Origin of the sequence: Bradyrhizobium sp. 141 (genome assembly GCF_023074055.1) — a bacterium.
GTDB lineage: Bacteria > Pseudomonadota > Alphaproteobacteria > Rhizobiales > Xanthobacteraceae > Bradyrhizobium.
On sequence record NZ_JADPKR010000111.1, the window covers coordinates 22,140 to 48,647 of the forward strand.

General features: G+C 62.1%; 18 protein-coding genes and 1 pseudogene. 17 read left to right on the plus strand and 2 right to left on the minus strand.

Features of this window, described 5'->3' with window-relative positions; translation table 11 throughout:
• Positions 1-46: 46 nt before the first annotated feature.
• The gene (locus tag IVA81_RS36530; RefSeq protein ID WP_256469421.1) at positions 47-1,270 is read left to right on the plus strand and encodes an ABC transporter substrate-binding protein; all 1,224 of its coding nucleotides are present in this window, start codon (positions 47-49) and stop codon (positions 1,268-1,270) included.
• 72 nt (positions 1,271-1,342) lie between these two features.
• On the opposite strand, the gene IVA81_RS36535 is transcribed toward IVA81_RS36530, so the two are convergent.
• Complete coding sequence (locus IVA81_RS36535) at positions 1,343-2,203, minus strand: helix-turn-helix transcriptional regulator (protein ID WP_247327249.1); 861 nt, start codon at positions 2,201-2,203, stop codon at positions 1,343-1,345.
• A gap of 371 nt (positions 2,204-2,574) precedes the next feature.
• On the opposite strand from IVA81_RS36535, the gene mdeB reads away from it, so the two are divergent.
• The 8 genes and pseudogenes from mdeB to IVA81_RS36575 all read left to right on the plus strand — a co-directional run bounded on the left by mdeB (position 2,575) and on the right by IVA81_RS36575 (position 16,645).
• Positions 2,575-5,253 (plus strand): alpha-ketoglutarate dehydrogenase, encoded by a 2,679-nt coding sequence (mdeB, locus tag IVA81_RS36540; protein WP_247327253.1) that lies wholly within the window; start codon positions 2,575-2,577, stop codon positions 5,251-5,253.
• Between the two features lie 17 nt (positions 5,254-5,270).
• Positions 5,271-6,551: a 2-oxo acid dehydrogenase subunit E2 gene (locus IVA81_RS36545; protein ID WP_247327255.1), complete on the plus strand. Its 1,281-nt coding sequence runs from the start codon at positions 5,271-5,273 to the stop codon at positions 6,549-6,551.
• Between the two features lie 8 nt (positions 6,552-6,559).
• Positions 6,560-8,272 (plus strand): dihydrolipoyl dehydrogenase, encoded by a 1,713-nt coding sequence (gene lpdA / locus IVA81_RS36550; protein WP_247327258.1) that lies wholly within the window; start codon positions 6,560-6,562, stop codon positions 8,270-8,272.
• A 17-nt stretch (positions 8,273-8,289) separates the two neighbouring features.
• Positions 8,290-9,819, plus strand: coding sequence for an acyl-CoA carboxylase subunit beta (locus IVA81_RS36555; protein ID WP_247327261.1), 1,530 nt, complete (start codon positions 8,290-8,292; stop codon positions 9,817-9,819).
• Positions 9,820-9,827: 8 nt separating this feature from the next.
• A pseudogene (locus IVA81_RS36560) lies at positions 9,828-11,749 on the plus strand (acetyl/propionyl/methylcrotonyl-CoA carboxylase subunit alpha).
• A 110-nt stretch (positions 11,750-11,859) separates the two neighbouring features.
• On the plus strand, positions 11,860-13,737 hold the full coding sequence (locus tag IVA81_RS36565; RefSeq protein ID WP_247327264.1) for a methylmalonyl-CoA mutase family protein: 1,878 nt from the start codon (positions 11,860-11,862) through the stop codon (positions 13,735-13,737).
• Between the two features lie 34 nt (positions 13,738-13,771).
• Positions 13,772-15,946 carry a methylmalonyl-CoA mutase gene (gene scpA, locus IVA81_RS36570; RefSeq protein WP_247327382.1) on the plus strand — a complete coding sequence of 725 codons (2,175 nt, stop codon included), beginning with the start codon at positions 13,772-13,774 and terminating at the stop codon, positions 15,944-15,946.
• Between the two features lie 159 nt (positions 15,947-16,105).
• A complete protein-coding gene (locus IVA81_RS36575; protein WP_346659432.1) occupies positions 16,106-16,645 on the plus strand; it encodes an FAD-dependent oxidoreductase in 540 nt (179 codons plus the stop codon).
• A gap of 880 nt (positions 16,646-17,525) precedes the next feature.
• Here IVA81_RS36575 and IVA81_RS36580 read toward each other — a convergent pair.
• On the minus strand, positions 17,526-17,996 hold the full coding sequence (locus IVA81_RS36580) for a MarR family winged helix-turn-helix transcriptional regulator (RefSeq protein ID WP_038944656.1): 471 nt from the start codon (positions 17,994-17,996) through the stop codon (positions 17,526-17,528).
• Positions 17,997-18,415: 419 nt separating this feature from the next.
• Between IVA81_RS36580 and IVA81_RS36585 the strand changes: the two genes are divergently transcribed.
• The 8 genes from IVA81_RS36585 to IVA81_RS36620 all read left to right on the plus strand — a co-directional run bounded on the left by IVA81_RS36585 (position 18,416) and on the right by IVA81_RS36620 (position 26,408).
• Positions 18,416-20,674 (plus strand): xanthine dehydrogenase family protein molybdopterin-binding subunit, encoded by a 2,259-nt coding sequence (locus IVA81_RS36585; RefSeq protein ID WP_247327266.1) that lies wholly within the window; start codon positions 18,416-18,418, stop codon positions 20,672-20,674.
• Between the two features lie 4 nt (positions 20,675-20,678).
• A complete protein-coding gene (locus IVA81_RS36590) occupies positions 20,679-21,128 on the plus strand; it encodes an SRPBCC domain-containing protein (protein WP_247327268.1) in 450 nt (149 codons plus the stop codon).
• A 2-nt stretch (positions 21,129-21,130) separates the two neighbouring features.
• On the plus strand, positions 21,131-22,000 hold the full coding sequence (locus IVA81_RS36595) for an FAD binding domain-containing protein (protein WP_247327269.1): 870 nt from the start codon (positions 21,131-21,133) through the stop codon (positions 21,998-22,000).
• 1 nt (position 22,001) lies between these two features.
• Entirely contained in the window at positions 22,002-22,490 is a 489-nt protein-coding gene (locus IVA81_RS36600; protein ID WP_038950124.1) for a (2Fe-2S)-binding protein, read from the plus strand.
• 37 nt (positions 22,491-22,527) lie between these two features.
• Positions 22,528-23,775, plus strand: a complete 1,248-nt coding sequence (locus IVA81_RS36605) for an FAD-dependent monooxygenase (RefSeq protein ID WP_247327270.1) — start codon at positions 22,528-22,530, stop codon at positions 23,773-23,775.
• A 104-nt stretch (positions 23,776-23,879) separates the two neighbouring features.
• Positions 23,880-24,488 (plus strand): isochorismatase family protein, encoded by a 609-nt coding sequence (locus tag IVA81_RS36610; RefSeq protein WP_247327271.1) that lies wholly within the window; start codon positions 23,880-23,882, stop codon positions 24,486-24,488.
• The gene (locus IVA81_RS36615; RefSeq protein WP_247327272.1) at positions 24,485-25,375 is read left to right on the plus strand and encodes an alpha/beta hydrolase; all 891 of its coding nucleotides are present in this window, start codon (positions 24,485-24,487) and stop codon (positions 25,373-25,375) included. Before IVA81_RS36610 ends, IVA81_RS36615 begins: the two co-directional genes overlap by 4 nt.
• On the plus strand, positions 25,356-26,408 hold the full coding sequence (locus IVA81_RS36620) for a leucyl aminopeptidase (protein ID WP_247327273.1): 1,053 nt from the start codon (positions 25,356-25,358) through the stop codon (positions 26,406-26,408). The genes IVA81_RS36615 and IVA81_RS36620 overlap by 20 nt, the downstream gene beginning before the upstream one ends.
• The last annotated feature ends 100 nt before the right edge of the window (positions 26,409-26,508 follow it).

A 26,508-nucleotide genomic window follows, 5' to 3' on the forward strand; every position in this document is an offset into this window, starting at 1 on the left:
TACCAGTCGAGATAAGATTTCACTCCTTCAGCAACAGGACATCGAGATGACCAAGCGAAGCGGAATCACGCGGCGGACGATTGTCGGAAGCGGATTGGGAATTGCGGCAGGCCTGGTATCAAGGCCATCGTTTGCGGCGAACACGAAAGTGAAAGTCGGAGCGATCATGCCCAGCAGCGGCGTGCTGGCGTTTCCCGGTCAGGCCTGCGTGCGCGGCATCGATCTCGGCGCCAAATTCGCGCGTGAGAAGTTCGGCCTCGACATCGAGATCGTTCACGCCGATACGCAAAGCCGTCCGGAAAACGGCCGGATTGCCGCCGAGAGCCTGATCCGGCAGGGCTGCACCGTGCTGATCGGCGCATGGGATTCCGGTGCCACCATTTCGGCGCTGCAGGCCTGCGAGGCCGCCAAGGTGCCGATGGTGGTCCACATCGCGAGCGCCACCCAGGTAACTTCACAGGGCTTCACCCAAGTGTTCCGCTATTACCCCACGTCGCTGACCATCGTGCGGCAATCGTTGACCGAGCTGAAGTCCGTGCTCGGCACGCTTAAGGATCCGCCGAGCAGCGCCGTCGTTCTCCATCTCAACAACACGATGGGGCAGTCGACGGCGGCCAGCATCGATCAGGCGTGGAAGGAAGTGGATGTTCCGCTCAAGATCGCGCAGTACGTTGCCTATGACGAGAAGGCCAAGGATCTGTCGGTGGAGGTTGCCAAGGCGAAAGCGTCGGGTGCCGATGCTTTGATCTCGGTCACGCGCGTCAACGACGCGATCATGATCGCGCGCGAATGCATCAAGCAGGGCTGGGACCCGAAGATGGTGTTTTCGCCCAACTCCAACGGCGTGTCGGACAAGGCGTATCACGACGCGCTCGGAAAGTATGGTGACGGTCCGGTTCTATCGGCGTTGTGGCTCAATCCCAAGGGCGCCGAGACCGACAAGATCATGAAGATGTTCGCGGCCGACTACCCGAACGACTGGTTCGATGCCAATGCGGGCTGCGCGTTCGAGGCGGTGCAGATCGTCGCAGACGCCATGACGCGGGCGGCTTCGCCGGAGTCAGCGGCGATTCACGGCGCGCTCAAGAAGACCGACATGAAGCCGATCCTGATGTACGGCGACAACACCAAGTTCGACGAGACCGGCCAGAACATCCACTGTTCGATGGTGATGCTGCAGGGTTTGAAAGGCAGGCCTCGGGTGGTGGCTCCAAAGGCCATTGCGGAAGCGTCGCTCGAGTATCCGCTTGCGCCTTACAGCAAACGCTGACGTCGTTACGGGCGGCCCAGCGAAAGCGTCGCGGGGTCGCGGTCGTCAAGTGCCCAGGCAGGGACGTGCGAGCTAGGGCAAACTGTCCGAATTGATCAGGCGCGACCGCTCGGCAAGGAAGCGGCGGGGGCTCTTTCCCATCGTCTTCTTGAACATCGTGATGAACGCGCTGGGGGTTTCGTAGCCCAGTTCCAGCGACACGGCCTGGACCGAAGTGCCCGCCGTGAGGCGTTGCATGGCGATCAGAATGTGGAGACGCTGGCGCCAGCGCCCGAAGGTCATCCCCGTTTCCTTGGCGATGAAGCGTGCGAAGGTACTCTCGCTCATCGCGTAGCGCGAGGCGACTTCGTCCATCGTGCTGCGGTCGCCCGGATTATTCAACATAGAGGTCGCGAGGTGTTGAAGACGGGCGTCGGGGGAGATCGGCAGATACATTTCATCCGTCGTCGGCATCTGCACGAGTTCGTCGAGCAAAACCCGGCCGAGACGGCTGGTCGGTCCTTCCAGCGGATAGAGCGGTGGGAACACCGAGAGGCGGTGGATCAATTCGCGCACCAGCGACGTGATCACCAGCGTGCAGCAGGTTCGCGGCAGCATGCTGACCTGCGGATCGATGAACACGGTGTAGAGTTTGCCGAAATCGGCCACGCAATTGCTGTGCTGCACGCCGGCCGGGATCCATACCGCGCCTTGCGGAGGCACGATCCACAAGCCGCCTGGCGCCCGACACATCACCGAGCCGTGAGATGCGACGACCAATTGGCCTTTGCGGTGTGAGTGCAGCGGCAGGTCGTCGTTGTCTTTGCTAGTTTCGAGACAGAATGAAGTGACGGGACGATCGAACTGATCCGGATCGACAGGATCATAGTTGATCCGAAGATCGGGCAGATCCATTCGCGCAAAATCGCGATCGAACTCGGTCTCGGGCGGCATTTCAATCCTGCCAATTCGTCAAGTCAGTCAAGCCTTGATGCAGATCCTGCTGCTAACCGAGGTTAGCTGTTTTGAAAGGTCAGGTCACTAGTCGCGGCGAGCCGTCGAGTTCGCTGATCTGCGACAAGATGCCCGCTACTGCGGCGTGAGCGCTGAGCGATGCGGCATGCTGCGCCGTGACCAAGAGGGAGCACCTGTCAGGCGGCCGACGGCTCGATCACTCGCCTGATTAAACCAACAGCAGAGAATGCTGCGATGCGAGCCTCGGCGTCCTGCCGGAGCCGGGCAATCTGTCGGAACGCGGCCGTATTCAGCAGCACGTGCCATAGCACCCGATGCTACCAAGTGCGGGCTTTCTCGGAGCCCGACGCATGACTGCACACATCGATCCGCCACGCAAGGCCGTCAACGCCGATCTGGATGCGGTCGAAACCGCCGATTGGCTCGCCTCGCTTGGATCGCTCCACCACAGCGCCGGTGCCGAGCGCGTGCGATACATCCTGGCTGCGCTCGATCGGCGCGCGAAGGAGCTCGGCGTTCTGCCGGACTCTCCGCCGTTTTCGCCCTATCGCAATTCTATTCCGCTCGAGCAGCAGAAGCCCTACCCCGGCGACGTCGCGATCGAGACCCGCCTGACAGCGATCATTCGCTGGAACGCGCTCGCGATGGTGGTCCGTGCCAACAAGGCCTATGGGGAACTCGGCGGGCACGTCGCCAGCTACACCTCGGCGGCAGAGATCTTCGAAGTCGGTTTCAATCATTTCTTTCGCGCGTCAAGCTCCGAGTCGGAGGGGGACTTGGTGTATTTCCAGCCGCATTCGTCTCCTGGAGTCTATGCACGAGCGTATCTCGAAGGCCGATTGTCGGACGAAAATTTGAAGCTGTATCGCCAGGAACTGAGTGGTCCCGGTCTGTCGTCCTATCCGCATCCCTGGCTGATGCCAGAGTTCTGGCAGGTGCCGTCGGCGTCGATGGGCCTCGGCCCGATCAGCGCGATCTACCAGGCGCGGTTCATGAAGTATCTGCAGCATCGCGGCCTGGTGCAGACGGCTGGTCGCCACGTCTGGGGTGTGTTCGGCGACGGCGAGATGGACGAGCCGGAATCGATCGCCGGGCTCGCCCTGGCGGCACGGGAAAATCTCGACAACCTCACCTTCGTCGTCAATTGCAACCTGCAGCGCCTGGATGGGCCGGTCCGCGGCAACGGGCAGGTGATTCAGGAACTCGAATCACTTTTCCAGGGCGCCGGCTGGAACGTCATCAAGGTGCTGTGGGGATCGGACTGGGACGATATCTTCGCGCGCGATAGCAAGCATGCGCTGCTGCGCAAATTCGCCGACACCGTCGATGGCAAATATCAGACGCTCGGCGCCAAGGATGGGGCCTACAACCTCGCCCACTTCTTCAGCGAGGATCCCGAGGTCCGGGCGCTAGTTGCGCACATGTCGGACGCGGATATCGACGGCCTGAAGCGCGGTGGCCACGATTTCAAGAAGCTGTTCGCGGCCTTTGCCGCCGCGAAGGACATTAAGGGTCGGCCGACCGTCATTCTGGCGAAGACCAAGAAGGGCTACGGCATGGGCGGCGCCGGCGAGTCGCGCATGACGTCGCACCAGGCCAAGAAGCTCGACGTCGACGCGCTGTATGCGTTCCGCGACCGGCTCGCCCTGCCGCTCAGCGACGAGCAAGTCGAGGATCTGGAATTCTTCAGGCCTGCGGAAGACAGCGCGGAAATTCAGTACCTGCGCGCCCGTCGCGCGGCACTCGGTGGCTACATGCCGGCGCGGCGACGCGCTTCGGCGGCGCTGCCGGTGCCGCCGCTGCAATCCTACGCGGAGTTCGCGCTGCGCGGCGACGGCAAGGAGACGTCGACCACGATGGCGATCGTGCGGCTGTTCACCAATTTGCTCAAGGACAAAACGCTCGGCCCGCGCATCGTTCCGATCGTCGCCGACGAAGCCCGCACCTTCGGAATGGCGAACCTGTTCAGACAGGTCGGCATCTACTCGCCGGCGGGACAGCTCTACGAGCCGGAAGATGCCGGTTCGATGCTGTACTACAAGGAAGCGATCGACGGTCAATTGCTGGAGGAGGGGATCACCGAGGCGGGGGCGATTTCGTCTTGGACCGCGGCGGCGACCTCCTATAGCATCCATAACTTCCCGTTGCTGCCGTTCTATATCTACTATTCGATGTTCGGCTTTCAGCGGGTCGGCGATCTGATCTGGGCGGCGGCGGACCAGCGCGCGCGTGGCTTTTTGATCGGGGCGACGGCCGGCCGGACGACGCTCGGCGGCGAAGGCTTGCAGCATCAGGACGGGTCCAGCCATCTGATGGCGGCGACCGTTCCGAACTGCCGGGCCTACGATCCGGCATTCTCCTACGAGGTGGCCGTCATCGTCGATCACGGCATGCGGTCGATGCTCGAGCAGGGCAACGACGAGTTCTATTACCTCACGGCGATGAACGAGAACTATGCGCAGCCCTCGATGCCCGACGATGCACGCGACGGCATCATCAAGGGTCTCTATCGAGTTCTGCCGAGCGCTGACGGGCCGGCGAAGATCAGGCTGGTCGGCTCGGGCGCCATTCTCCCGGAGGCGCTCGCCGCCGCAGCGATGCTGCAAAGCGAATGGAAAGTGGCCTGTGAAGTCTGGTCGGCAACGAGCTTTTCCGAGCTGGCGCGGGAGGCGCGCGAGGTGGAGCGAACTAATCGGCTCTCGCCGCTGTCGACCCCGGTCGAGAGCCACGTCGTACAATGCCTCGGCGGCAAGGTGCCGATCGTCGCGGCATCGGATTATGTCCGGGCGTATCCGCAACTGATCGGTTCTTACATCGAGGCGCCCTATACGGTGCTGGGCACCGACGGCTTCGGGCGCAGCGATACGCGCGCCGCGCTGAGATCGTTCTTCGAGGTCGATCGCAAGCAGATCGTCGTTGCGGCGCTGTCGGCGCTGGCAAAATTGGGTCAAGTGGCGCGTGAGCAGGTCGCCGAAGCCATCGCCAGTTACGAATTGCCGACCGGCGTTGCATCGCCTTGGTCGCGCTGAGAGAGGGCGGAGCGCGCATGTCTCGTTCAATTGAAGTCGTTCTGCCAGATATTGGGGACTACAAGGATGTTCCGGTAGTCGAAATCAATGTGTCGGTCGGCGACGAGGTCACGATCGACATGCCGTTGCTGTCGATCGAGTCCGACAAGGCGACGATGGAGGTGCCATCCCCGGCCGCAGGCACGGTGGCCAAACTGATGATCGACGTCGGGGCGCGGGTTTCTCAAGGTTCGGTTCTGATGATCCTCGAAGGTCGCGGCGAATCCACCGCGCCTCCGCCGGCGACTGCGTCGGCACCGCAGGTGGAGCAACGGATCTCGCAGCAGGAGGCGCTGTCACGGCCGGCGCCCGCGGCTCCAGTCGATGACTCGCGAGCACGTGCACAGCAGCCGCAGCCTAGCGGGGCGGCGCATGCATCGCCGTCGGTCCGCGCTTTGGCGCGTGAGCTCGGCGTGACGCTGGACTCGGTCGTGCCCACTGGCCTCAAGGGCCGGATTTTGCGCGAGGATGTGGCGGCCTTCGTCAACGGACTGGTGCGATCGGGACCGGCGATGGCGCCTGAGCCCGACGCCCCGGTCGATTGGCCCAAGGTGGATTTCGAGAGGTACGGCGCGGTCGAGCGCCTGCCGCTGACACGGATCCAGAAGCTGACCGGTACGAACCTCTCGCGCAACTGGAGCGTCATTCCCCATGTAACGAATTTCGACAGAGCGGATGTGACCGACGCCGAAGCCTTTCGTCAGCTCGCCAATGCCGAGGCCGCGAAGGACACGGCGAAGCTCACCATGGTGTCGCTGCTGATCAAGGCCGCGGCCTTGGCGCTGCAGAAATACCCGCGCTTCAATTCGTCGCTCGATGGCGATGAGTTGATCCTCAAGCACTACGTCCACATCGGCGTCGCTGTCGACACGCCGAGAGGTCTGGTCGTGCCGGTGATCCGGGACTGCGATAAGAAGGGCCTTCGGCAGATTGCCGCGGAGATGCGCTCGCTCGCCGACAAGGCGCACGCGGGGCAGCTCGCGTCGGGCGACATGCAGGGCGGCTGTTTCTCGGTGTCGTCTCTCGGCGGCATCGGCGGTCAGGGATTTACGCCCATCATCAACGCGCCCGAGGTGGCGATCCTCGGCGCCGGGCGGGCCGCCACCGAGGCGGTCTGGAACGGCCGCGAGTTTGAACCGCGCCTCATCCTTCCGATGAGTCTGTCGTGGGATCACCGGGTCGTCGACGGCGTGGCTGGGGCCCGGTTCCTGGGCTTCGTCGCGTCGGTGCTCTCCGATCTGCGGCGCTTCGCATTGTGAGGACGCAGATGCGGACAGAGGAAATCCGGGTCCCCGACATCAGGGATTTCCGAGACGTCGAAGTCGTTGAGGTCCACGTCAGGGCGGGCGACGTCGTCGTGCGAGAGCAGGCGTTGATCACAGTGGAATCCGACAATGCCACGCTGGAGATTCCGTCGCCGATCGCAGGGGTGATCACGAGCATGTCGCTGCGTGTTGGAGACAAGGTGTCTCAAGGCTCCATGATTGGCAAGGCGTCAGCGTCGGACGAAGCGGGCGCGCAGGGCGAGACGATCTCAGCGGATCAGGATGTTGGCCGGCGCGCAACAGATTATACGCGCTACGATCTTGTCGTGATTGGAGGCGGGCCGGGCGGCTATTCAGCAGCGTTTCGGGCCGCAGACCTTGGACTGAACACCGCGATCGTCGAGCGCTACGGCACCTTGGGCGGAGTTTGCCTGAACGTTGGATGTATCCCGTCGAAGGCGCTGCTTCATGTTGCGGCCGTCAAGGAGGAGGCCGAACGGATCGCGGACAAGGGCATTCGCTTCGCCGCGCCGCAGATCGATCTGCAGGAGCTGCGCGCCTTCAAGCACGGCACTGTCAAGAAGCTGACGGATGGGCTGAGCCAGATGGCGGCAGCGCGCCGCGTCACGGTGATCCGCGGCATCGCGAAATTCGCCTCCGCCACGCGGCTCGAGATTGTCGGTGAGGGGGCAGGCTCGCAGCAAATTGAATTTGGTCAATGCATCATCGCCACGGGCTCGCGCGCGGTGCAGCTGGCGGTGCTTCCCAAGGACGAGCGGGTCGTGACCTCGACCGGCGCGCTCGCGCTGCGAAGCACTCCGGGCCGCATGCTCGTAATCGGAGCGGGGATCATCGGGCTGGAGATGGCGACCGTCTACAGCTCGCTCGGCTCCAAGATCGATCTTGTCGAAAGGCTTCCCGATATCCTGGCGGGCGTGGATGCCGACGCGGTGAAGATCTGGCGTTCGCGCAACGCGCATCGCTTCGAGCATATCGACGTCGCAAGCAGCGTATCAACCGCCGAAATCACGCCGGACGGCGTGAGGGTCGGTACCACAGGCGCATCGGTACGGACACGATCGTACGATTTGGTGTTGCAATCGGCCGGCCGTGTTCCCAACAGTAGCGAGCTCGGCCTCGAACGGATCGACGTTGCCATCGATTCGAACGGCTTCATTCAGGTCGACGATCAGATGAGAACGACGGCGCGCAACGTCTTCGCCATCGGCGACGTCGTCGGCGGTTCGATGCTGGCGCACAAGGCCGCTCACGAGGGGCACGTCGCCGCGGAAGTAGCTGCCGGGAAGCCGGCGGCCTTTACCGCGAAGATCGTCCCCAATGTCGCCTACACCGATCCTGAGATCGCCTGGGTCGGCAAGTCCGAGCGTGATGTCGCCGAATCCGGACGGAATATCCGTTCGGCAAAATTCCCATGGGCCGCGTCCGGCCGGGCCATCGCGTCGGGCGCGTCCTATGGCATGACGAAGCTGCTGTTCGACGCCGAAACCGGTCGCATCGTCGGGGGGGTGATCGTCGGACCGCATGCCGGCGATATGATCGGGGAAATCTGTCTCGCTATCGAAATGGGGGCTGACGCGATCGATATCAGAAAGACCATTCACCCGCATCCGACCCTCGGCGAGACGATTGGCATGGCTGCCGAAGTCCATGAGGGCATTTGCACCGACCTGCCTCCAATCGCCAGAAAGCGGTAGATCAGTTGGCCCAATCGATGTCCGTTATCGAAGCCCTTGAACAACGTCGCGCCGGTGCCAAACTCGGCGGCGGCGAGAAGCGCATCGACGCGCAGCATGCGCGCGGCCGCCTCACCGCGCGGGAGCGGATCGACCTGCTGCTCGACAAGCATTCGTTCGAGGAGATGGACATGTTCGTCCAGCACCGCTCGACCGAATTCGGGATGGAGAAGACCAAGATTCCGGGAGACGGCGTGGTCACCGGCTGGGGTACCGTCAACGGCCGCAAAACGTTTGTCTTCGCCAAGGATTTTACGGTGTTCGGCGGCTCGCTGTCCGATACCCACGCGCTGAAGATCACAAAGCTCCAGGACATGGCGATGAAGGCGCGGGCGCCCATCATCGGCCTCTATGATGCCGGCGGAGCGCGCATCCAGGAGGGCGTTGCCGCGCTCGCCGGCTATTCCTACGTGTTCCGCCGCAACGTGCTGGCCTCGGGCGTGATCCCGCAGATCTCCGTGATCATGGGGCCCTGCGCCGGCGGCGACGTCTATTCGCCCGCGATGACCGACTTCATCTTCATGGTGAAGAACACCAGCTACATGTTCGTCACCGGCCCGGACGTGGTGAAGACCGTCACCAACGAGGTCGTCACCGCCGAGGAGCTCGGCGGCGCCAGCGTGCACGCCACGCGCTCCTCCATTGCCGACGGCGCGTTCGACAACGACGTCGAGACGCTGCTGCAGATGCGGCGCCTGATCGACTTCCTGCCGTCCAACAACAGCGACGGCGTGCCGGAATGGCCGAGCTTCGACGATATCGGCCGCGTCGACATGTCCCTGGACACGCTGATCCCCGACAATCCGAACAAGCCCTACGACATGAAGGAGCTGATCCTCAAAGTCGTGGACGAGGGCGATTTCTTCGAGATCGCCGAGAGCTTCGCCAAGAACATCGTCATCGGCTTCGGCCGCATCGCCGGCCGCACCGTGGGCTTCGTCGCCAACCAGCCGATGGTGCTGGCCGGCGTGCTCGACAGCGATGCCTCGCGCAAGGCGGCGCGTTTCGTGCGTTTCTGCGACGCCTTCAACATTCCGATCGTCACCTTTGTGGACGTTCCCGGCTTCCTGCCCGGCACCGCGCAGGAATATGGCGGCCTGATCAAGCACGGCGCGAAACTCCTGTTCGCGTACTCGCAGTGCACCGTGCCGCTGGTGACCATCATCACGCGAAAAGCTTATGGCGGCGCCTTCGACGTCATGGCGTCCAAGGAGATCGGCGCCGACATGAACTATGCGTGGCCGACCGCGCAGATCGCGGTCATGGGCGCTAAGGGGGCGGTCGAGATCATCTTCCGCAGCGACATCGGCGACCCCGACAAGATCGCGGCCCGCACCAAGGAATACGAAGACCGGTTCCTGTCGCCCTTCATCGCCGCCGAGCGCGGCTATATCGACGACGTCATCATGCCGCATGCAACGAGGCGCCGCATCGCACGGGCGCTGGCCATGCTGGGTGACAAGAAGATGGAAATTCCGGCCAAGAAGCACGACAACATTCCGTTGTAGGTAGAGCTGTGTTCAAGAAGATTCTGATCGCCAATCGCGGCGAAATCGCCTGCCGGGTCATCAAGACCGCCCGCAAGATGGGTACTCAGACGGTTGCCGTCTATTCCGAGGCCGACCGCGACGCGCTCCATGTCGAGATGGCCAACGAGGCCGTGCTGATCGGCCCGCCCGCCGCCGCCGAGAGCTATCTGGTGATCGAGAAGATCGTCGAGGCCTGCAAGAAGACCGGCGCACAGGCGGTGCATCCCGGCTACGGCTTCCTGTCCGAGCGCGAGGCGTTTCCGCGCGCCCTGGAAGCCGCCGGCATCGTCTTCATCGGCCCGAACCCCGGCGCCATCGCGGCGATGGGCGACAAGATCGAATCCAAGAAGGCCGCCGCCAAGGCCAAGGTCTCCACCGTGCCGGGCTATCTCGGCGTCATCGAGGACGACAAGCACGCGGTCAAGATCGCCGACGAGATCGGCTATCCCGTGATGATCAAGGCCTCCGCGGGCGGGGGCGGCAAGGGCATGCGCATCGCGCATTCGAAGTCGGAAGTGGCCGAAGGCTTCAACCTCGCCAAGGCGGAAGCAAAAGCCTCGTTCGGCGACGACCGCGTCTTCGTCGAGAAGTTCATCGTCGATCCCCGTCACATCGAGATCCAGGTGCTGGGCGACAAGCACGGCAACGTCGTCTATCTCGGCGAGCGCGAATGCTCGATCCAGCGCCGCAACCAGAAGGTCATCGAGGAGGCGCCGTCGCCGCTGCTCGACGAGGCCACCCGCCGCAAGATGGGCGAGCAGGCGGTCGCGCTGGCGAAAGCCGTGAACTACGATTCCGCCGGCACCGTCGAATTCGTCGCAGGGCAAGACAAGAGCTTCTACTTCCTGGAGATGAACACGCGCCTCCAGGTCGAGCATCCCGTCACCGAGCTCGTCACCGGCGTCGACCTCGTCGAGCAGATGATCCGCGTGGCCGCCGGCGAGAAGCTTGCGCTCGCGCAAAAGGACGTCACGCTGACCGGTTGGGCGGTGGAATCGCGCCTCTACGCTGAAGATCCGTTCCGCAACTTCCTGCCCTCGATCGGGCGGCTGGTGAAATACCGACCGCCGGCGGAAGTGAGCAAGGACGGCATCACCGTGCGCAACGACACCGGCGTGCAGGAGGGCGGCGAGATCTCGATCCATTACGATCCGATGATCGCAAAGCTCGTCACGCATGCGCCGTCGCGCGCGGCCGCGATCGAGGCGCAGGCGACCGCGCTGGACTCGTTCTACGTCGACGGCATCCGCCACAACATCCCGTTCCTGTCGGCACTGATGCATCATCCGCGCTGGCGCGAGGGGCGGCTGTCGACCGGCTTCATCGCCGAGGAATTCCCCAAGGGCTTTGCGGTGCGCGTACCCGAAGGCGAGGTCGCCCGGCGCATCGCCGCGCGGTCTGGCTCGACCGTCGGGAGATCCAGCTCGAAATCGCTCGCGAGGGCGACGCCATCGCAGTGCGCTTCGTCGATGCCGAGGGCAAGGCCGGCAATTCGCATCTGCTGGCCTCGCCGTGGAAGCCCGGCGATCCGGTCTGGCAGGGCACCATCGACGGTCACCTCGTTGCGGTGCAGGCCCGCCCGATCGCCAACGGCGTCCGCCTCGCGCATCAGGGCGTCGAAGTCCCGGTCTATGTCTGGACCGAAGCGGAAGCGACCTCGGCGCGGCTGATGCCGGTGACGACGGCCGCCGATACCGGCAAGAAGCTGCTGTGTCCGATGCCCGGGCTGATCGTCTCGATCGCGGTAACGGAGGGGCAGGAGGTCAAGGCCGGCGAGACGCTCGCGGTCGTCGAAGCCATGAAGATGCAGAACGTGCTGCGCGCCGAGCAAGACGGCGCCGTGAAGAAGATCCACGCCAGTGCCGGTGCGACGCTAGCGGTCGACGCGCTGATTTTGGAGTTTTCCTGAATACCGCAAGAGGCGACCTGAGATGGGCAGCCTGTCTGCGGGAATTTCGGAAACTTCCAGGCAGTAGTCATGCTGGGCAGCTCAGCGTCACTTGGGATTAGGTGGACTTGATGAAAACCGAACGGTTGGCATTGGCATCGGGCTTTGCGCCTGCTTCACGCCAGGACTGGCACAAGCTGGTTGATGGCGTGCTAAAGGGAGCGCCGTTCGAAAAGCTGATTGGTAGGACGTACGACGACTTGAGAATCGAGCCGATTTATCTCCGCGCGAAAGACATTGCACTAGTCGACGGGCGGGCACCCGCGGCGCCTTGGCAGATCATGAAGCGCATCGATCATCCAGACGCGGTGACGGCCAATAGGCAGGCCCTTCACGATCTGGAGAATGGGGCGACGGGCCTGACGCTCGTCTTTGCCGGCGCCAACTGCAGCCGCGGGTTCGGTCTCGATCAAACGGCAGGTGCCGTCGCCAAAGCTTTAAAGGACGTCCACCTTGATGCCGGCATTGGGATTGAACTTCAAATTGGTACAGACGGGCGTAAGACCGCGATCCATGTTGCGGAATATGTGAAGTCGGTCGGTTTCGATCCCGCCGTCTGCGACATTCGATTTGGGCTCGATCCGCTGGGCGCGTGCGCCCTAAGCGGACGCAGTCCATACACTTGGGAAGAAATCGCGCGGACCGTTGCCAGCACGATCAAAGGGCTTGTAACGCTGGGGTTCAAGGGGCCGTTTGCCGCGAGCGACGGGCGTATCGTTCATGACGCCGGCGGCTCAGAAGTGCAGGAGCTTGCCTTTGTGCTCGCCTGCGGCGTGGCATATCTGCACGCTATGGAGGCGGCGCGCATTCCGCTGGATCAAGCGCGAAGTATGATCTATGCGCGACTTACTGCTGACGCCGACCAGTTTTTGACTATGGCTAAATTCCGCGCGTTGCGACTCCTCTGGGCGCGCATCGAATCGGCGTGCGGTGTGGCGCCGAGGCCGCTGTTCATTGCGGCTGACACGTCCTGGCGCATGTTGACCCGGCGCGATCCCTACGTAAACATGTTGCGCGCTACCTTGGCGACATTCTCTGCGGGAATCGCCGGTGCCAATGCGATCACAGTCCTGCCGCACACGTTGGCGCTCGGCCTTCCAGACTCGTTTGCCCGGCGCGTGGCCCGCAACACGCAGCTTCTGCTGCTGGAGGAAAGCAATCTTGCCAAGGTTAGCGATCCTGCCGCAGGTGCTGGCGGCATTGAGGCGCTAACAACGGAGCTTTGCGACGCGGCCTGGAGGAGTTTCCAAGAGACCGAAAATGCGCGCGGCATTTTTGCCGCTCTACAGCAAGGAACGCTTCAGGCGAAGATCACAGCTACACGCACAGCGCGCGGTGCAAATCTCGCGAAGCGCAGCGACCCGCTGACCGGAGTGAGCGAGTTCGCAAACCTTGGCGAAGGCGCAGCGGCGGTACTAAACGTAAGACCGATGGCTCTTCCGCCTAGCTTTGATCAGAAATTCGTATTCGACCCACTGCCGCCGATCCGGCTTGCGGAACCGTTCGAATCGCTCCGCGATAAGTCCGATGCGATATTGAAGCTACTCGGCGCGCGGCCGCGAGTGTTTCTTGCTAATCTCGGCACACCGACCGACTTTACGGCCCGCGCGACATTCGCCAAGAGCTTCTTCGAAGCGGGAGGAATTGAGGCTATCGACGGCGCCGGCTTCGCCGACCCAGCCGAGCTTGCCCTCGCATTCACGGGCTCTGGTGCCGAACTTGCCTGCCTTTGCTCCAGCGATAAGATCTATGCGGAGCGCGCCGAAATCTCCGCCCACGCGCTTCAGCAAGTCGGAGCTAGGCACATCTATTTGGCGGGACTTCCCTCTCTATCCGAGGCCGCTTTTCGGCGGGCTGGCATCTGCAGCTTTATTCACGTCAGTTGCGACGCCTTGGCAACGCTAAATGCCGCTTACAACCGGATCCAAAACCCGAAGGTTTCCGGATAATCGACAATCGAACGCGAACACTCAGATGTCATCCATCAGCGTTATCCCGAATTTTGCAAGTATTGCTTTCGAAAGGTGCTCGGTCGCCGCCTCTTCTGTTTCCGTCGATCCGTGGGTGACTCCGGAGGGCATTCCGGTCAAGTCAGCATACGGAGAAGCAGATATCGCCGGGCTCGACTTCCTTGAGACCTGGCCAGGCATCGCGCCGTTCCTGCGCGGTCCCTACCCGACCATGTACGTGAACCAGCCATGGACGGTCCGGCAATATGCCGGCTTCTCCACGGCGGAGGATTCCAACGCGTTCTATCGCCGCAACCTGGCCGCCGGGCAAAAGGGCCTCTCGGTCGCCTTCGACCTCGCCACCCATCGCGGCTATGACTCCGATCATCCGCGCGTCGGCGGCGACGTCGGCATGGCCGGCGTGGCGATTGATTCCATCTACGACATGCGCACGCTGTTCGCAGGCATTCCGCTCGACCAGATGAGCGTATCCATGACCATGAACGGCGCGGTGCTGCCGATCCTCGCGCTCTACGTCGCCGCGGCCGGCGAACAGGGCGTACCGCCGGAAAAGCTGTCGGGCACCATTCAGAACGACATTCTGAAAGAGTTCATGGTGCGCGACACCTATATCTATCCGCCCGCGCCCTCGATGCGGATCATCTCGGACATCTTCGCCTACACCTCCACGAAGATGCCGAAATACAACTCCATTTCCATTTCCGGCTATCACATGCAGGAGGCCGGCGCGACGCAGGACCTCGAGCTTGCCTATACGCTCGCCGACGGCGTCGAATATCTGCGTGCCGGCCTTGCCGCCGGCCTCGACGTCGACCGCTTCGCGCCGCGGCTGTCGTTCTTCTGGGCGATCGGCATGAACTTCTTCATGGAAGTCGCCAAGCTGCGCGCGGCGCGCCTGCTCTGGGCGAAACTGCTCAAGCCGTTCAACCCGAAAGACCCGCGCTCGCTGTCGCTGCGCACGCATAGCCAGACCTCGGGCTGGTCGCTGACCGCGCAGGACGTGTTCTACAACGTGATGCGTACGACGGTGGAGGCGATGGCGGCCACGCAAGGCCACACCCAGTCGCTGCACACCAACGCGCTCGACGAAGCGCTGGCGCTGCCGACCGACTTTTCCGCGCGCATCGCCCGCAACACCCAGCTCTTCCTGCAGCAGGAGAGCGGCACCACCCGCATCATCGATCCCTGGGGCGGCTCCTATTATGTCGAGCGGCTCACGCGCGACCTGGCCGCGAAGGCGTGGGGCCACATCCAGGAGGTCGAGGAGCTCGGCGGCATGGCCAAGGCCATCGAAGCCGGCGTGCCCAAGCTGCGCATCGAGGAAGCCTCGGCCAAGACACAAGCCCGCATCGATGCCGGCAAGCAGGCCGTGATCGGCGTCAACAAGTACAAGCCGACGGGCGAGACGCCGATCGACATCCTCAAGGTCGACAACACCAATGTCCGGCGCCTGCAGATCGACAAGCTGACGCGACTGAAATCCGAGCGCAGCCAGAAGGACGTCGAAGCCGCGCTCGCCGCGATCACGCGTTCGGCCGGCGAAGGCAACGGCAATCTGCTCGCGCTGGCGATCGACGCGGCGCGTGCGAAGGCAACCGTCGGCGAAATTTCGGACGCGATGGAAAAGGTGTTCGGCCGCCACCGCGCCGAAATTAAGTCCATCATCGGCGTCTACAAGCGGGAGGCGGCCAGCATGGGCAACCAGGTCGAGAAAGTTCAGGCGCTGATCGACGCCTTCGAGGAGGCGGAAGGCCGTCGCCCGCGTATTCTCGTCGCCAAGATCGGCCAGGACGGCCACGACCGCGGCCAGAAGGTGATTGCGTCTGCCTTCGCCGATATCGGCTTCGATGTCGACATCGGACCGCTGTTCGCCACCGCCGACGAAGCGGCGCGGCAGGCCGTCGAGAACGACGTCCACATCCTCGGCGTCTCCTCGCTCGCGGCCGCGCACCTCACCGCGGTGCCGGAGCTGAAGGCCGCGCTGAAGAAGCAAGGCCGCGAGGACATCATGATCATCATCGGCGGCGTGGTGCCGCCGCAGGACTATGATGAGCTCTACGCCGCCGGTGCCGAAGCCATCTTCCCGCCCGGTACCGTGATCGCGGACGCCGCGGATCAGCTGATCCAGAAGCTCAATGCTCGGCTCGGGCACAGTGAGGCGGCATATAGTAAGCGCCACGGCAGATAGTAACGGCGTATCGGTCCAGATTGAAAGCTCAAAGCCGGGGCGTCGAACTTACGATTTGATCCTGCAGTCCGCAGGCAGAGTGCCTAACAGCGCAAATCTGGGCTTGGAGAAGATTGGTGTAAGATGCGACGCAAAGGTTTCGTTGCAGTCAATAGGCAAATGCGGACGAATTTGCCTCATATTTTCGCGATCGGCGATGTCGCGGGTAACCCGATGCTCGCCCATAAGGCGGTTCACGAGGGGCATGTCGCGGCAGAAGCGGCTGCCGTGCTCAAGAGCTTCTTTGACGCGAAGATCGTCCCGAACGTCGCCTACACTGATCCTGAGGTGGCCTGGGTTGGCATCATGGAACATGAAGCGGCCTCCTCAGGCAGGCACGTTAGATCCGCGAAGTTTCCGTGGGCTGCCTCGGGCAGAGCGATCGCCTCGGGCGCGTCTTATGGCATGACCAAGCTGATCATCGACCAAGAGACGCACCGCATCATCGGCGGTGTGAACGTTGGCCCGCACGCTGGCGACATGATTGGAGAAATCTGCCTGGCGATCGAGATGGGCGCCGATGCAATTGATCTCAGCAAGACCATCCATCCGCATCCGACGTTCAGAGAGACAATAGGCCTGGCTGGCGAAGTGTATGAAGGTGTTTGCACGGATGTGTTGCCGGGTCCGAAGAGATCGACCAAGCGCGCGAGCCACTAGAAATCCAAAAACCTGAGCCGGCATCAGGTGCCTCGCTGCCGATCGTTCATAGGGGACCCGAATATGGCGGGAAGTTCTCGCAGGGAAGTAAAGGTACCTTTGAGCGTTCAAGAGGAGGAATTTGCCGCGGCATGTCGAGACTTCGTTCTGGAGAGGAAACCTGATCTCGCGGCATCCATCGTCATTGTAGACAACCAGCTCAGGATTGTGAACGATCCGCATGTTCGGCTCGCGTTTGTAGAACTTGGTCTTGCCAGATTGGTACGAGTTCTACATCTCGCAATCGAGGGCAAGGCGATTGCGCTCAAAAGAGTGCCAAGACTCCTGTTCGACCTGGCGAGCTGTAGAAGGAAGATACTCCGCGCGCTAGGTAGGGACGATTGAGGACAGCCCCTCGGGTTACTAGCACGATTCATTCAGCGCGCAGATTCAAGGAATAGATACTCATCGACGCAACGGGGACCGGCAGTCATCCCTTGGCAGGAGATTCGGATCTCTGAATTGCAAAGGCGGGTACGGCGGACGCGGCATTGCGAGATCGGAGCCGGGCGATGAAATGAACTACCGGACGCGTGGAGCCTGGTGATCGGGACCTTCCAAGTCTCGCGCGCGCTCTTTGTCGTGCTGTCGAAATCGTACGACCCGTCAAATGCCGGAAACGGTGCGGAGAGGTGCCGACTTCAGCACAAAATGCGGTCTGACATGTACGATAGTATTGCTGCTGGAGGTCGTTCGTTGGGTTTCTACGATCGAATTCCGCATTCGGCGTCTGCGAAAGATTTGCGATCTTTCGTTTTCCTCCCTCTACTCGGCCCGGCGCGATCGCCGGGCCCGTTTTCTCGGCTGCTGACGATATCTAGTGCCGCTCGAAGCCGGTTGATCAGCGTCGTATGATCTTCTTCAAGATTTCGGTGAGCGCTCGAAATTCATCTTGGGTCAGCGGAGCGAATGTCTCGCCGGAAATCTCGCCAATAGTTTCAATCGCTGCGTCCGCTATCCGTCTTCCCTTCTCGGTCAAATCTATCTCGCGTCGCCGCGGATCCAGAGGGTCTTTGGAGCTCTTGATGAGGCCGCGAGATTTCAGGCGATTGATAACGCCGGTGATGGTCGCCGAATCATAATGAATTAGCCGTCCTAAGTGGTTTTGCGAGCAAGGACCTACCTCCTTCAATTTCGCTAGCGTCGAGAATTGGGGCCCCGTTAATTCTTCAATCATCTTAGCGGCAAAGATGGACGTGTGAGTACGGAGCGCGACTCGCAACAAAAAGCCCGGTGCGTCATCCAGCCGGTACGAATCTATAGCTTCTTTCACTTTCCCGGCCGCGCGCGGCTTTGTCTTGGGTTGCACCACTTTTTGCTTCCTTGCCGTAGGTTGCCTCAGTTCAAGAAATACAGGCTTCAAGCTCCGAAGGTCTTCGGTGCCGGCCGATTGTCTACATTTCCCGACCTAGGAAATCCATCTTTGTTCTACTTCATTCTGTTTAATGCGATTTGCTTCGTTGAGAGCCCCGGAAGTGGCTCGCTTCGATGCGTCCGTCGTTCGCATATCGAAATCCGCTCCGCCTAAGAGGCAAACCCATTCTCGCACGCGCTGGGCTAGACCGATTCGCTCCAGCTTGCCTCCGATCACGGGAAGAGAACATCTTATACTTGCAAGCGAGTGCAGCGCTTGCATACAAGTGATAAATGTTGTAGTGTCCTGAGATTGCTCCCCGGGCCTTGGCTTCACGCCTTACGGACCGGCGCACCAAAGTACCATCGGATTTGCGTATGTCGGCGATTGACAGCATGAGTTCCGTTCGGCCCGACCTGATCGAAAAGGTTACGGGCCGCGCCGAGTACGTTACCGACCTGACGGTTCCGGGAATGCTGCATGGGTTTGTGGTTCGCTCGCCAGCCATTCATGCCCGCATCGCTTCTATCGATTCGAGCGTTGCGCGGGCCATGGACGGCGTTGTGGACGTGCTGATCGGCGAAGACGTCGCCTCGTTCGGTAACTGGGGCGTTGTGCTTAAGGACCGGCCGATCATTGCGACCGACCGCGTGAGATATGTGGGCGAACCCGTCGCCGTGGTGATCGCGGAGACAATCGACATCGCAGAAAACGCTGCAGAACTAGTCGATGTGGGATACGACGACCTTCCGCGCGCAACGACCATCCAGGAAGCCCTGGCGGAAGAAGCGCCGCTCATCCACGAGCGCCATGAAAATCTGGAAGACTTTTATTTCAAGGGCGGCGCCCGGCCGACCCAGAACAGCAACATTTTCCACACTTACCGGAACAACGTCGGAGACGTTGACGCGGCGGAGGCGGCCGCAGCGTATATCCACGAAGATCGCTTCACCTTCCCGGCCATTTCTCACTTCGCAATGGAGCCGCATGCGGTCATTGCGGATTTCCAGCGGGACTCTCTGACGGTTTGGGCAGGTGCACAAACGCCGACCGCTGTTCAGAAAGTGCTATCGCGCCTCTTCGGGCTGCAACTGGCCAAGGTCCGGGTGATCGTTCCGTTTGTCGGCGGAGGGTTTGGCGGCAAGGCCTCGGTGAAGATTGAGCCTTTGGTCGCCGCTGCTTCGTGGAAGGTGCAACGCCCGGTCCGGATTGCCCAATCCATAGCTGAATCGATGCTCACGTGCAGAAGGTTGGGCGCCGACATCACGATTCGAACGGCTGTGGACGCCAACGGACGGATACTCGCCAAGAGCGCCAAACTGCTGCTCGATGGCGGGGCATATTCCGATACAGGCTCCGCCGTGGCCACTAAATCGGCAAATCGCGTCATCGGCCCCTACGCGGTACCCAATCTGCGCCTCGAGGCCAGCGCGGTCTACACGAACACCGTTCCAGGTGCGGCGTTCCGCTCGATCGGGGGGCCGCAAGCTGTTTGGGCCAAAGAATCGCACATGGATAATGTCGCGGCGGCAATCGGCATGGATCCGTCCGAGTTTCGGTTGCGGAATTTGGCGTCCCGCGGTGAGCGCATCCGCCCCGATTTGCGGGCGCTCGATATGGATATGAGCGAGCTGATGGGCCGAGTGACCCAGTCGTTCGCATCGGAGGTGAAGGCCTCCAACCGGCAGGCGCGCGGATTGGCAGTCGCCGCGACCGATCCGGCCAATACGCCGATTGGTAACGCGATCGTACGTCTCAAGATCGACGGGTCGATCCTCGTTTCAGTCTCCAGCATTGAAGTCGGCCAGGGCGCGCACGCGACCATGGCGCGCATCGCATCGCAGACCTTGAAGCAGCCAGCCTCCGCGGTAACCGTCTTGCGCACCGATACGGCCGTCGCCCCTTACGACTGGGGCACAGGCGCAAGCCGATCGACCGTGGTCGTCGGCCTTTCCGTCGAGAATGCCGCACTCGACGCAGCCGATCAGATACTCGAAATGGTTGCTGATGTTTGGGAGCTTCCCCGGGAGAACCTCTCGCTTGTTGAGGGCGGTGTCACGACCGGATCCGAGGTTCTCACTTTCCACCAGATTTTTCACCGCACGCTGGGTGTCGATTCGGGAGAGGTCATCGGCCGCGGCGCGATTACGCCACGCTCGAAGAAGGGCGCTCTGGCCGAGTCCCCTCTGTTCTGGGAGACTTCCGCGGGCCTCGCTGAAATCATTGTCGATGAAGACACCGGCGAGATCCATGTCACCCGATATGCCAGCGCCGCTGACGTCGGCCGCGTGATCAATCGCGTTGCGGCGGAAGGGCAGGACGAGGGGGCTGCAATCATGGGCCTCGGACACGCACTTTATGAAGTGCTGGAGTTCGAGGATGGCCAGCCGGTCAATGCGACGCCGATCGATTATTCGATACCGCGCATCTCCGACGTTCCCCCCGTGTTTGACACCATCCTTGTCGAAAACGGCGACGGTCCCGGTCCAGGCGGCGCCAAGGGAATGGGCGAGGGAGCGATCCTTCCGGTCGCGCCCGCGATCGCCAATGCGCTGTTCTCCGCCTACGGCATTCGGATCACCGAGCTGCCAATGACGCCCGAAAAGGTATGGCGCGCCCTGCAGAAGAGGAACTGAATTCATGGAATTCAATATGTCGATGGTGGTGCCCGCGACGCCGGCGGAGCTTTGGAGCACGCTGCTCGACGTCCCTCGCATATCGGGTTGCATCCCCGGCTGCGAAAACGTCGAGGAAATCGAGCGGCTTGCAACTTACAAAGCGACCGTCAAACAGAAGATCGGCCCGTTCAAGGTCGAGGTCCCGGCCGACATCATCGTTGAATCGATAACGGAGCCGTCTCACGTCCGCACGCGCGCCACGGGCCGCGACAAGATCACCGGGACGAGGCTGGCGGTTGTTCTCGACGTGACTGTGACGCCGGAAGGGGCGGGGTCCACATTCGCCGTGGACGCGAAGGTAGACGTGCAAGGTCGCCTCGCGACTATGGGGTTCGGCGTCATCAAGCGTCGCGTCGATCAGAACTTCGAGGAGTTCGAGAAGCGGCTCAAAGAAATGTTGGGCGCGACCTGATCATGCTGCCTTCACCCTTCGCATTCGAGAGGCCTTCGACGATCGCCGGCGCCGTACGTGCGGTCGGAAAGTCCGGTGACGGCATGTTCTACTCCGGCGGAACCGAATTGCTACTGGCGTTGAAGATGCGCGTCATCCATACGGACCGGCTCATCGACATTAAGGGAATCAAGGGACTTGACCGCATTGCTCTGAACGATGCGAATGACATCGAACTCGGTGCGCGCTGTACGCACAACAAGATCGCCAATGATCCTGCTATTCGCGCGCATGTGCCGGCGCTGTCCTCGCTCTGTGCCAACGTTGCGAACATCAGGGTCCGCAGCGTTGGAACGATCGGAGGCAATCTGTGCTTCGGAGAGCCCCACGCCGATCCGCTGACTATGCTCGCGGCCTTGGACGCACGGCTGGTGCTTATTGGCCCCAGCGGTACGCGTGTCGTTCACGCTGACGATTTCATCCGAAGTGAGCTGGAAACGGTGCGGGAGCCGGATGAGCTTCTGACAGTCATTGCGTTTTCGCGCCCTACCGGACCGGCGACCTATCGGCGGTTCAAGCATGGTGAGAGGCCCTCGGTGAATGTCGCGATGGCTTGGTCGCTGGGCGCCAGCGGAAGGACGATCAGAAGCGCCCGCGTGCGGGTCGGAGCGCTCGGTTCGCGACCTCAGCCTTTGAAGGCCATCGAAGATGTCCTCCAGGGCCTATCCGTCGCCGAAGTCCGCCCGGCGATCGAGGCGGTGCTCCCGACGGCGCTGGGCGAGTTGGAAGTCAACGAGGATCGGCATGGCGGCGCCGAATATAAGCGGCACCTTGCAGGTGTCTTGCTTCTGCGAAACGCGGACGAGGCGATCGCCGCAGCCGGGAGCGCGTGAAATGACACATGTGCTGCCCATTTCGTTCTCGCTGAACGGCCAGGCGATCGCGATCGACGTTCCTGCCCATACGCTATTGATCGACCTGATCCGGGATCGCCTTGGCCTGAAGGGGACGAAGCGCTCCTGTGACATGGAGGTGTGCGGCGCCTGCACCGTTCTGCTCGACGGTGAGCCGATATCAAGTTGCACCACGCTCGCCGTCGATGTCGATCAGCGGGAGGTCACGACGATCGAGGGCGTAACGCCGCCCGAGGGCCTATCGCGGATTCAGAAGGCGTTCGTGCTTCACGGCGGCCTTCAGTGCGGCTTCTGCACGCCGGGCTTCATTATGGCTGTCACAGCGTTGCTGAAGGCGACGCCGCACCCGACTGACGAAGAAATCCGTCACTACCTGCACGGCAACCTCTGCCGCTGCACCGGATACACCAAGATTTTCGAGGCCGTAAGGAGCCTTGCCGCCGAGCAAGTCTCCGAAGACGCCGCCTAGCCCGTCGCAAGATAGCGCAATGTCGTTTGGAGATATCATGAGTCTTGAACAGGTCAGTAAATCGAGTGTCCTCATTGCCGGCGCCGGCATCGGCGGCTTGGCGATGGCGCTTTCGCTGCTTCGTCGCGGCATCGATTGTGACGTATTTGAGCAAGCGTCCGAGTTGCGCGAGGTCGGAGCCGGCCTTTGGATCTCCATGAACGGCGTGCGCGTTCTTCGGGATCTCGGCCTCACCGAACAGGTCGAGCAGAACTGCATCGCGGCCGAGCGACGCTCGATCCGGCTCTGGAACACCGGTGATAGGTGGCCCCTCTACAACCGCAGCTCCGACGCGGCGCGCAATCAGCCCTATCTGCTGCTCCGTGCTCACCTGCTGAAGATTCTCGTCGACGGCGTGCGCGAGTTGAAGCCGGGCGCCATTCATCTGAGCGCCCACGTTGTCGGGTTCAGTCAAGACGACGAAGGGGTTCGGGCCAAGCTTGCTGATGGCTCCGAAGTCGAAGGGCGCGCGCTGATCGGCGCTGACGGTGCGCATTCGAAGGTCCGTCTTGGCCTCATCGGCAACATCGAGAGCGAGTACACGAAGGCCATCGCCTGGCGTGGTCTCGTGCCCGTCGACCGCCTTGCGCCGCATCAGCGCGAACCCGAGGTGGCAACCTGGATCGGACCCACCGCTCATGTCACTGCCTATCCGGTCCGTTGGCAGAACACCGTCATGATGACCTTTTCGGGCCAGGTCGACCATGACGACTGGCTCCTCGAATCCTGGTCGGAGAAGGGTTCTGTCGAGGAATGCCTGAAGGACTTCAAGGGCTGGCATCCGGACATCATCGAACTGGTCGGGAATGTGGATACCCTGAACAAGTGGGGACTGTTCGTGCGGCCGTCGCTGGGTACGTGGTCGAAGGGATGCGTCACCCTGCTCGGCGACGCCTGCCATTCGATGCTTCCGTACCTCGGGCAGGGCGTGAACATGGCCCTGGAGGATGCATCCGTCCTCGCCCGTTGCTTCGAGGAAATCCCGATGACATCGCGGCGGTATTCAAGACGTATCAGGGCCTGCGGCTCGATCGCACCACCAAGGTCGCAAAGTCGGCGGCCGGCATGCTGCCGATCTTTCATAACCAGGCGCTGTGCAAGCCGGAGACAGCGGGTGACTACATCAAGACCCAGTGGGCACCGGACGCGACGGCTGCGCGATACGATTGGATCTACCAGTACGACGCGGCCACCGCGCCGCTTCACTGACATGCTCACGATTGTGACCTCTGGAGCGCAACAGTGACTGGCACCAGGCACCCCTGGGACGACGCGATACCGCTGGACGAGCGCGAAACCTATGCCCTCGCAGGGCTGGGTGGTGCGGCGGGATTCGGCAGACGACCGGCGTTGCTGGTCATCGACGTGCAGTATCGTTCGGTCGGCGACCGGCCGATGCCGATCCGCGACGCGATCAAGCAATACCCCACCAGCTGCGGCGAGGCCGGTTGGCATGCGATCGCACACATCGCCGAATTGGTGCGGCTGTTTCGCGAGAAAGAACGGCCGGTGATTTTCCCGCATGTCGCGCGGAAGGTAGGCCAGGACCAGGGCGCGTTCTCCGCGAAGATCCCGGGTATCATGCGGATCCCGTCCGAGGGCTACGACTTCGTCCGAGAGGTGGCTCCGGAGCCCGGCGAGTTGCTGCTGCCGAAAACTCAGGCAAGCGCGTTCTTCGGCACTCCGCTTGCGACCTATCTGATCGGTGCCGGCGTCGACTCGCTGGTGGTGACCGGCTGCACGACCAGCGGCTGCGTGCGGGCTTCGGTTGTGGATGCGTGCGCGCTGAACTTCAAGTCAATTGTGCCGAGCGATGCGGTCTACGACCGCTCGCCCACGTCTCACGCCGTCAACCTGTTCGATATCGCCAGCAAATACGCGGATGTCATGCTGACGCAGGTCGCCATCGAGCGGCTTCGCGCGCTGTCGGATGACCACACAAAGGATCAGCAGACGTGAGCGGCGCCGCGGCATCCGGATTGCTTTACGGCGCCAATGTGCACGCCAACGGCATTCGGCAGCATTATTTGCGGTTCGGCGGGGCCGGGCCGGAGATCATCATTGTCCCTGGCATCTCGACGACTGCGGCGCAATGGGCCTTCATCGCAGAACGCCTGTGCTCCGGACACGACGTTTTCGTGCTCGATGTCCGCGGTCGCGGCCTTTCCGAAAGCGGCCCGCATCTCAATTATTCGCTCGACGCATGCGCATCCGACCTCATCGGGTTCGCTGAAGCGCTTGGAATGGGCCCTTATACGCTGCTGGGCCACTCGATGGGCGGCCGCATCGGAATCCGCGCCGCGCGTTGGCGGCCATCGTCCATGGACCAACTGATACTGGTCGATCCGCCGGTCTCCGGTCCCGGACGCCGCGCCTATCCGATTCCGGTCGAACCGCTTCTCAAATTGCTTCAAAGCGCGAAACGCGGAGAAGCCGACGCGGCGCTGCGAAGCCCCTCTGCTCCGCGGTGGCCCGAGCTGCACATCCGCACTCGGGCCGAGTGGATGCATACCTGCGACGAGCGTGCTCTCATCGAGAGCCATAACGGCTTTCATGACGATGATATCCACCGCGACCTCGCCCATCTCGGCGTTCCCACCGCATTGATCGTCGCCGGGCGGGGAGGGGTCATTCGACCCGAAGATGAAGCGGAAATTCGCGGATTGCTGCCGTCGATCGCGATCAGGACGCTGGAAAGCGCGGGTCACCAAATGCAGATCGACGATACCGAGGGCTTCCTTTCGAGCGTCGAAGAGCTTCTAGCGCGACCACGCGATCGGTTCGACGGCCGCGTGTCTACGTTCGGCAAACAGGAGATCAGTGAAGATGTCCCGACAAATTGTTGATGTTGAAATGCTCGAGCTCTTCAAGGCCGAGCTGACACTCTGCAAGGTGAAGAAGGGCGAAGTCGTTGCGGTCCTGAGCGGCGGCGAGGATCAGCAGGAATACGCCCAGGCCTTCATGCTGGCCGCGCAGAGCCTCGGCGCAACGACCTTTCATCTCAACGTGCCCAAATATGGCCAGGGCAAGGTCGCAGGCCTGCAGGGCCGGCATGCGCTCACGGGCAACCAGCCGGCGATCGATACGCTCAAGCGCGTGGACATGGTGATCGATCTCCTGGGGTTGCTGTTCTCTCGCGAGCAAGCCGAAATTCAGGAAGCGGGCACGCGCATCTTGCGCGTGATGGAGCCGTTCCACATCCTCAAGAAGATGTTCCCGACCGAAGATCTGCGCCGGCGAACGGAGCTTTCTCGAACCCTCCTCCAGTCGGCCAGCAAAATGCGGATCACGTCGCCCGGCGGAACGGACGTAACTTATGGCCTGAAGCAATACCCGGTCATTTCCGAATACGGATACACGGATGAGCCCGGGCGCTGGGATCATTTCCCGTCAGGCTTTGCCTTCACTCAGGCGACTGATGGCGAGGTCAACGGCACGGTCGTGCTGATGCCCGGTGACATCCTCTGCGCGTTCAAGCGTTACATCCAGTCGCCGGTCATGCTGACCGTGAAGGACGGTTATATCGTCGACCTCAAGGGCGAGGGCACCGACGCGCTCCTCATCAAAAACTATATCGACAGTTTCGGCGATCCGCGCGGCTGGGCGATCTCGCATATCGGCTGGGGATCGAACGAGCGTGCCACCTGGCACCACATCGCGGCCTCCCAGGAGCTCGCGTCGGAGCACATCATGAATGCGCTTTCCTTCTACGGGAACGTCCTGTTCTCGACGGGGCCGAACACGGAGCTCGGCGGTACGAATGACACGCCGTGTCATTTGGACATCCCGCTTCGCGGCTGCAGCCTATGGCTCGACGATATCCACATCCTCGACAAGGGCGACTTTGCTTATCCGAAATTGAGAGCGCCGGGCCGCTAGGCCCCCGCGCATCAAAATCGGTGCCCGGAGCCGCATTTGCGACTCCCAACGACGCGTAAAGCGTTTCGATAACGACCATCAATTGTCCAGTTCTCTCAAC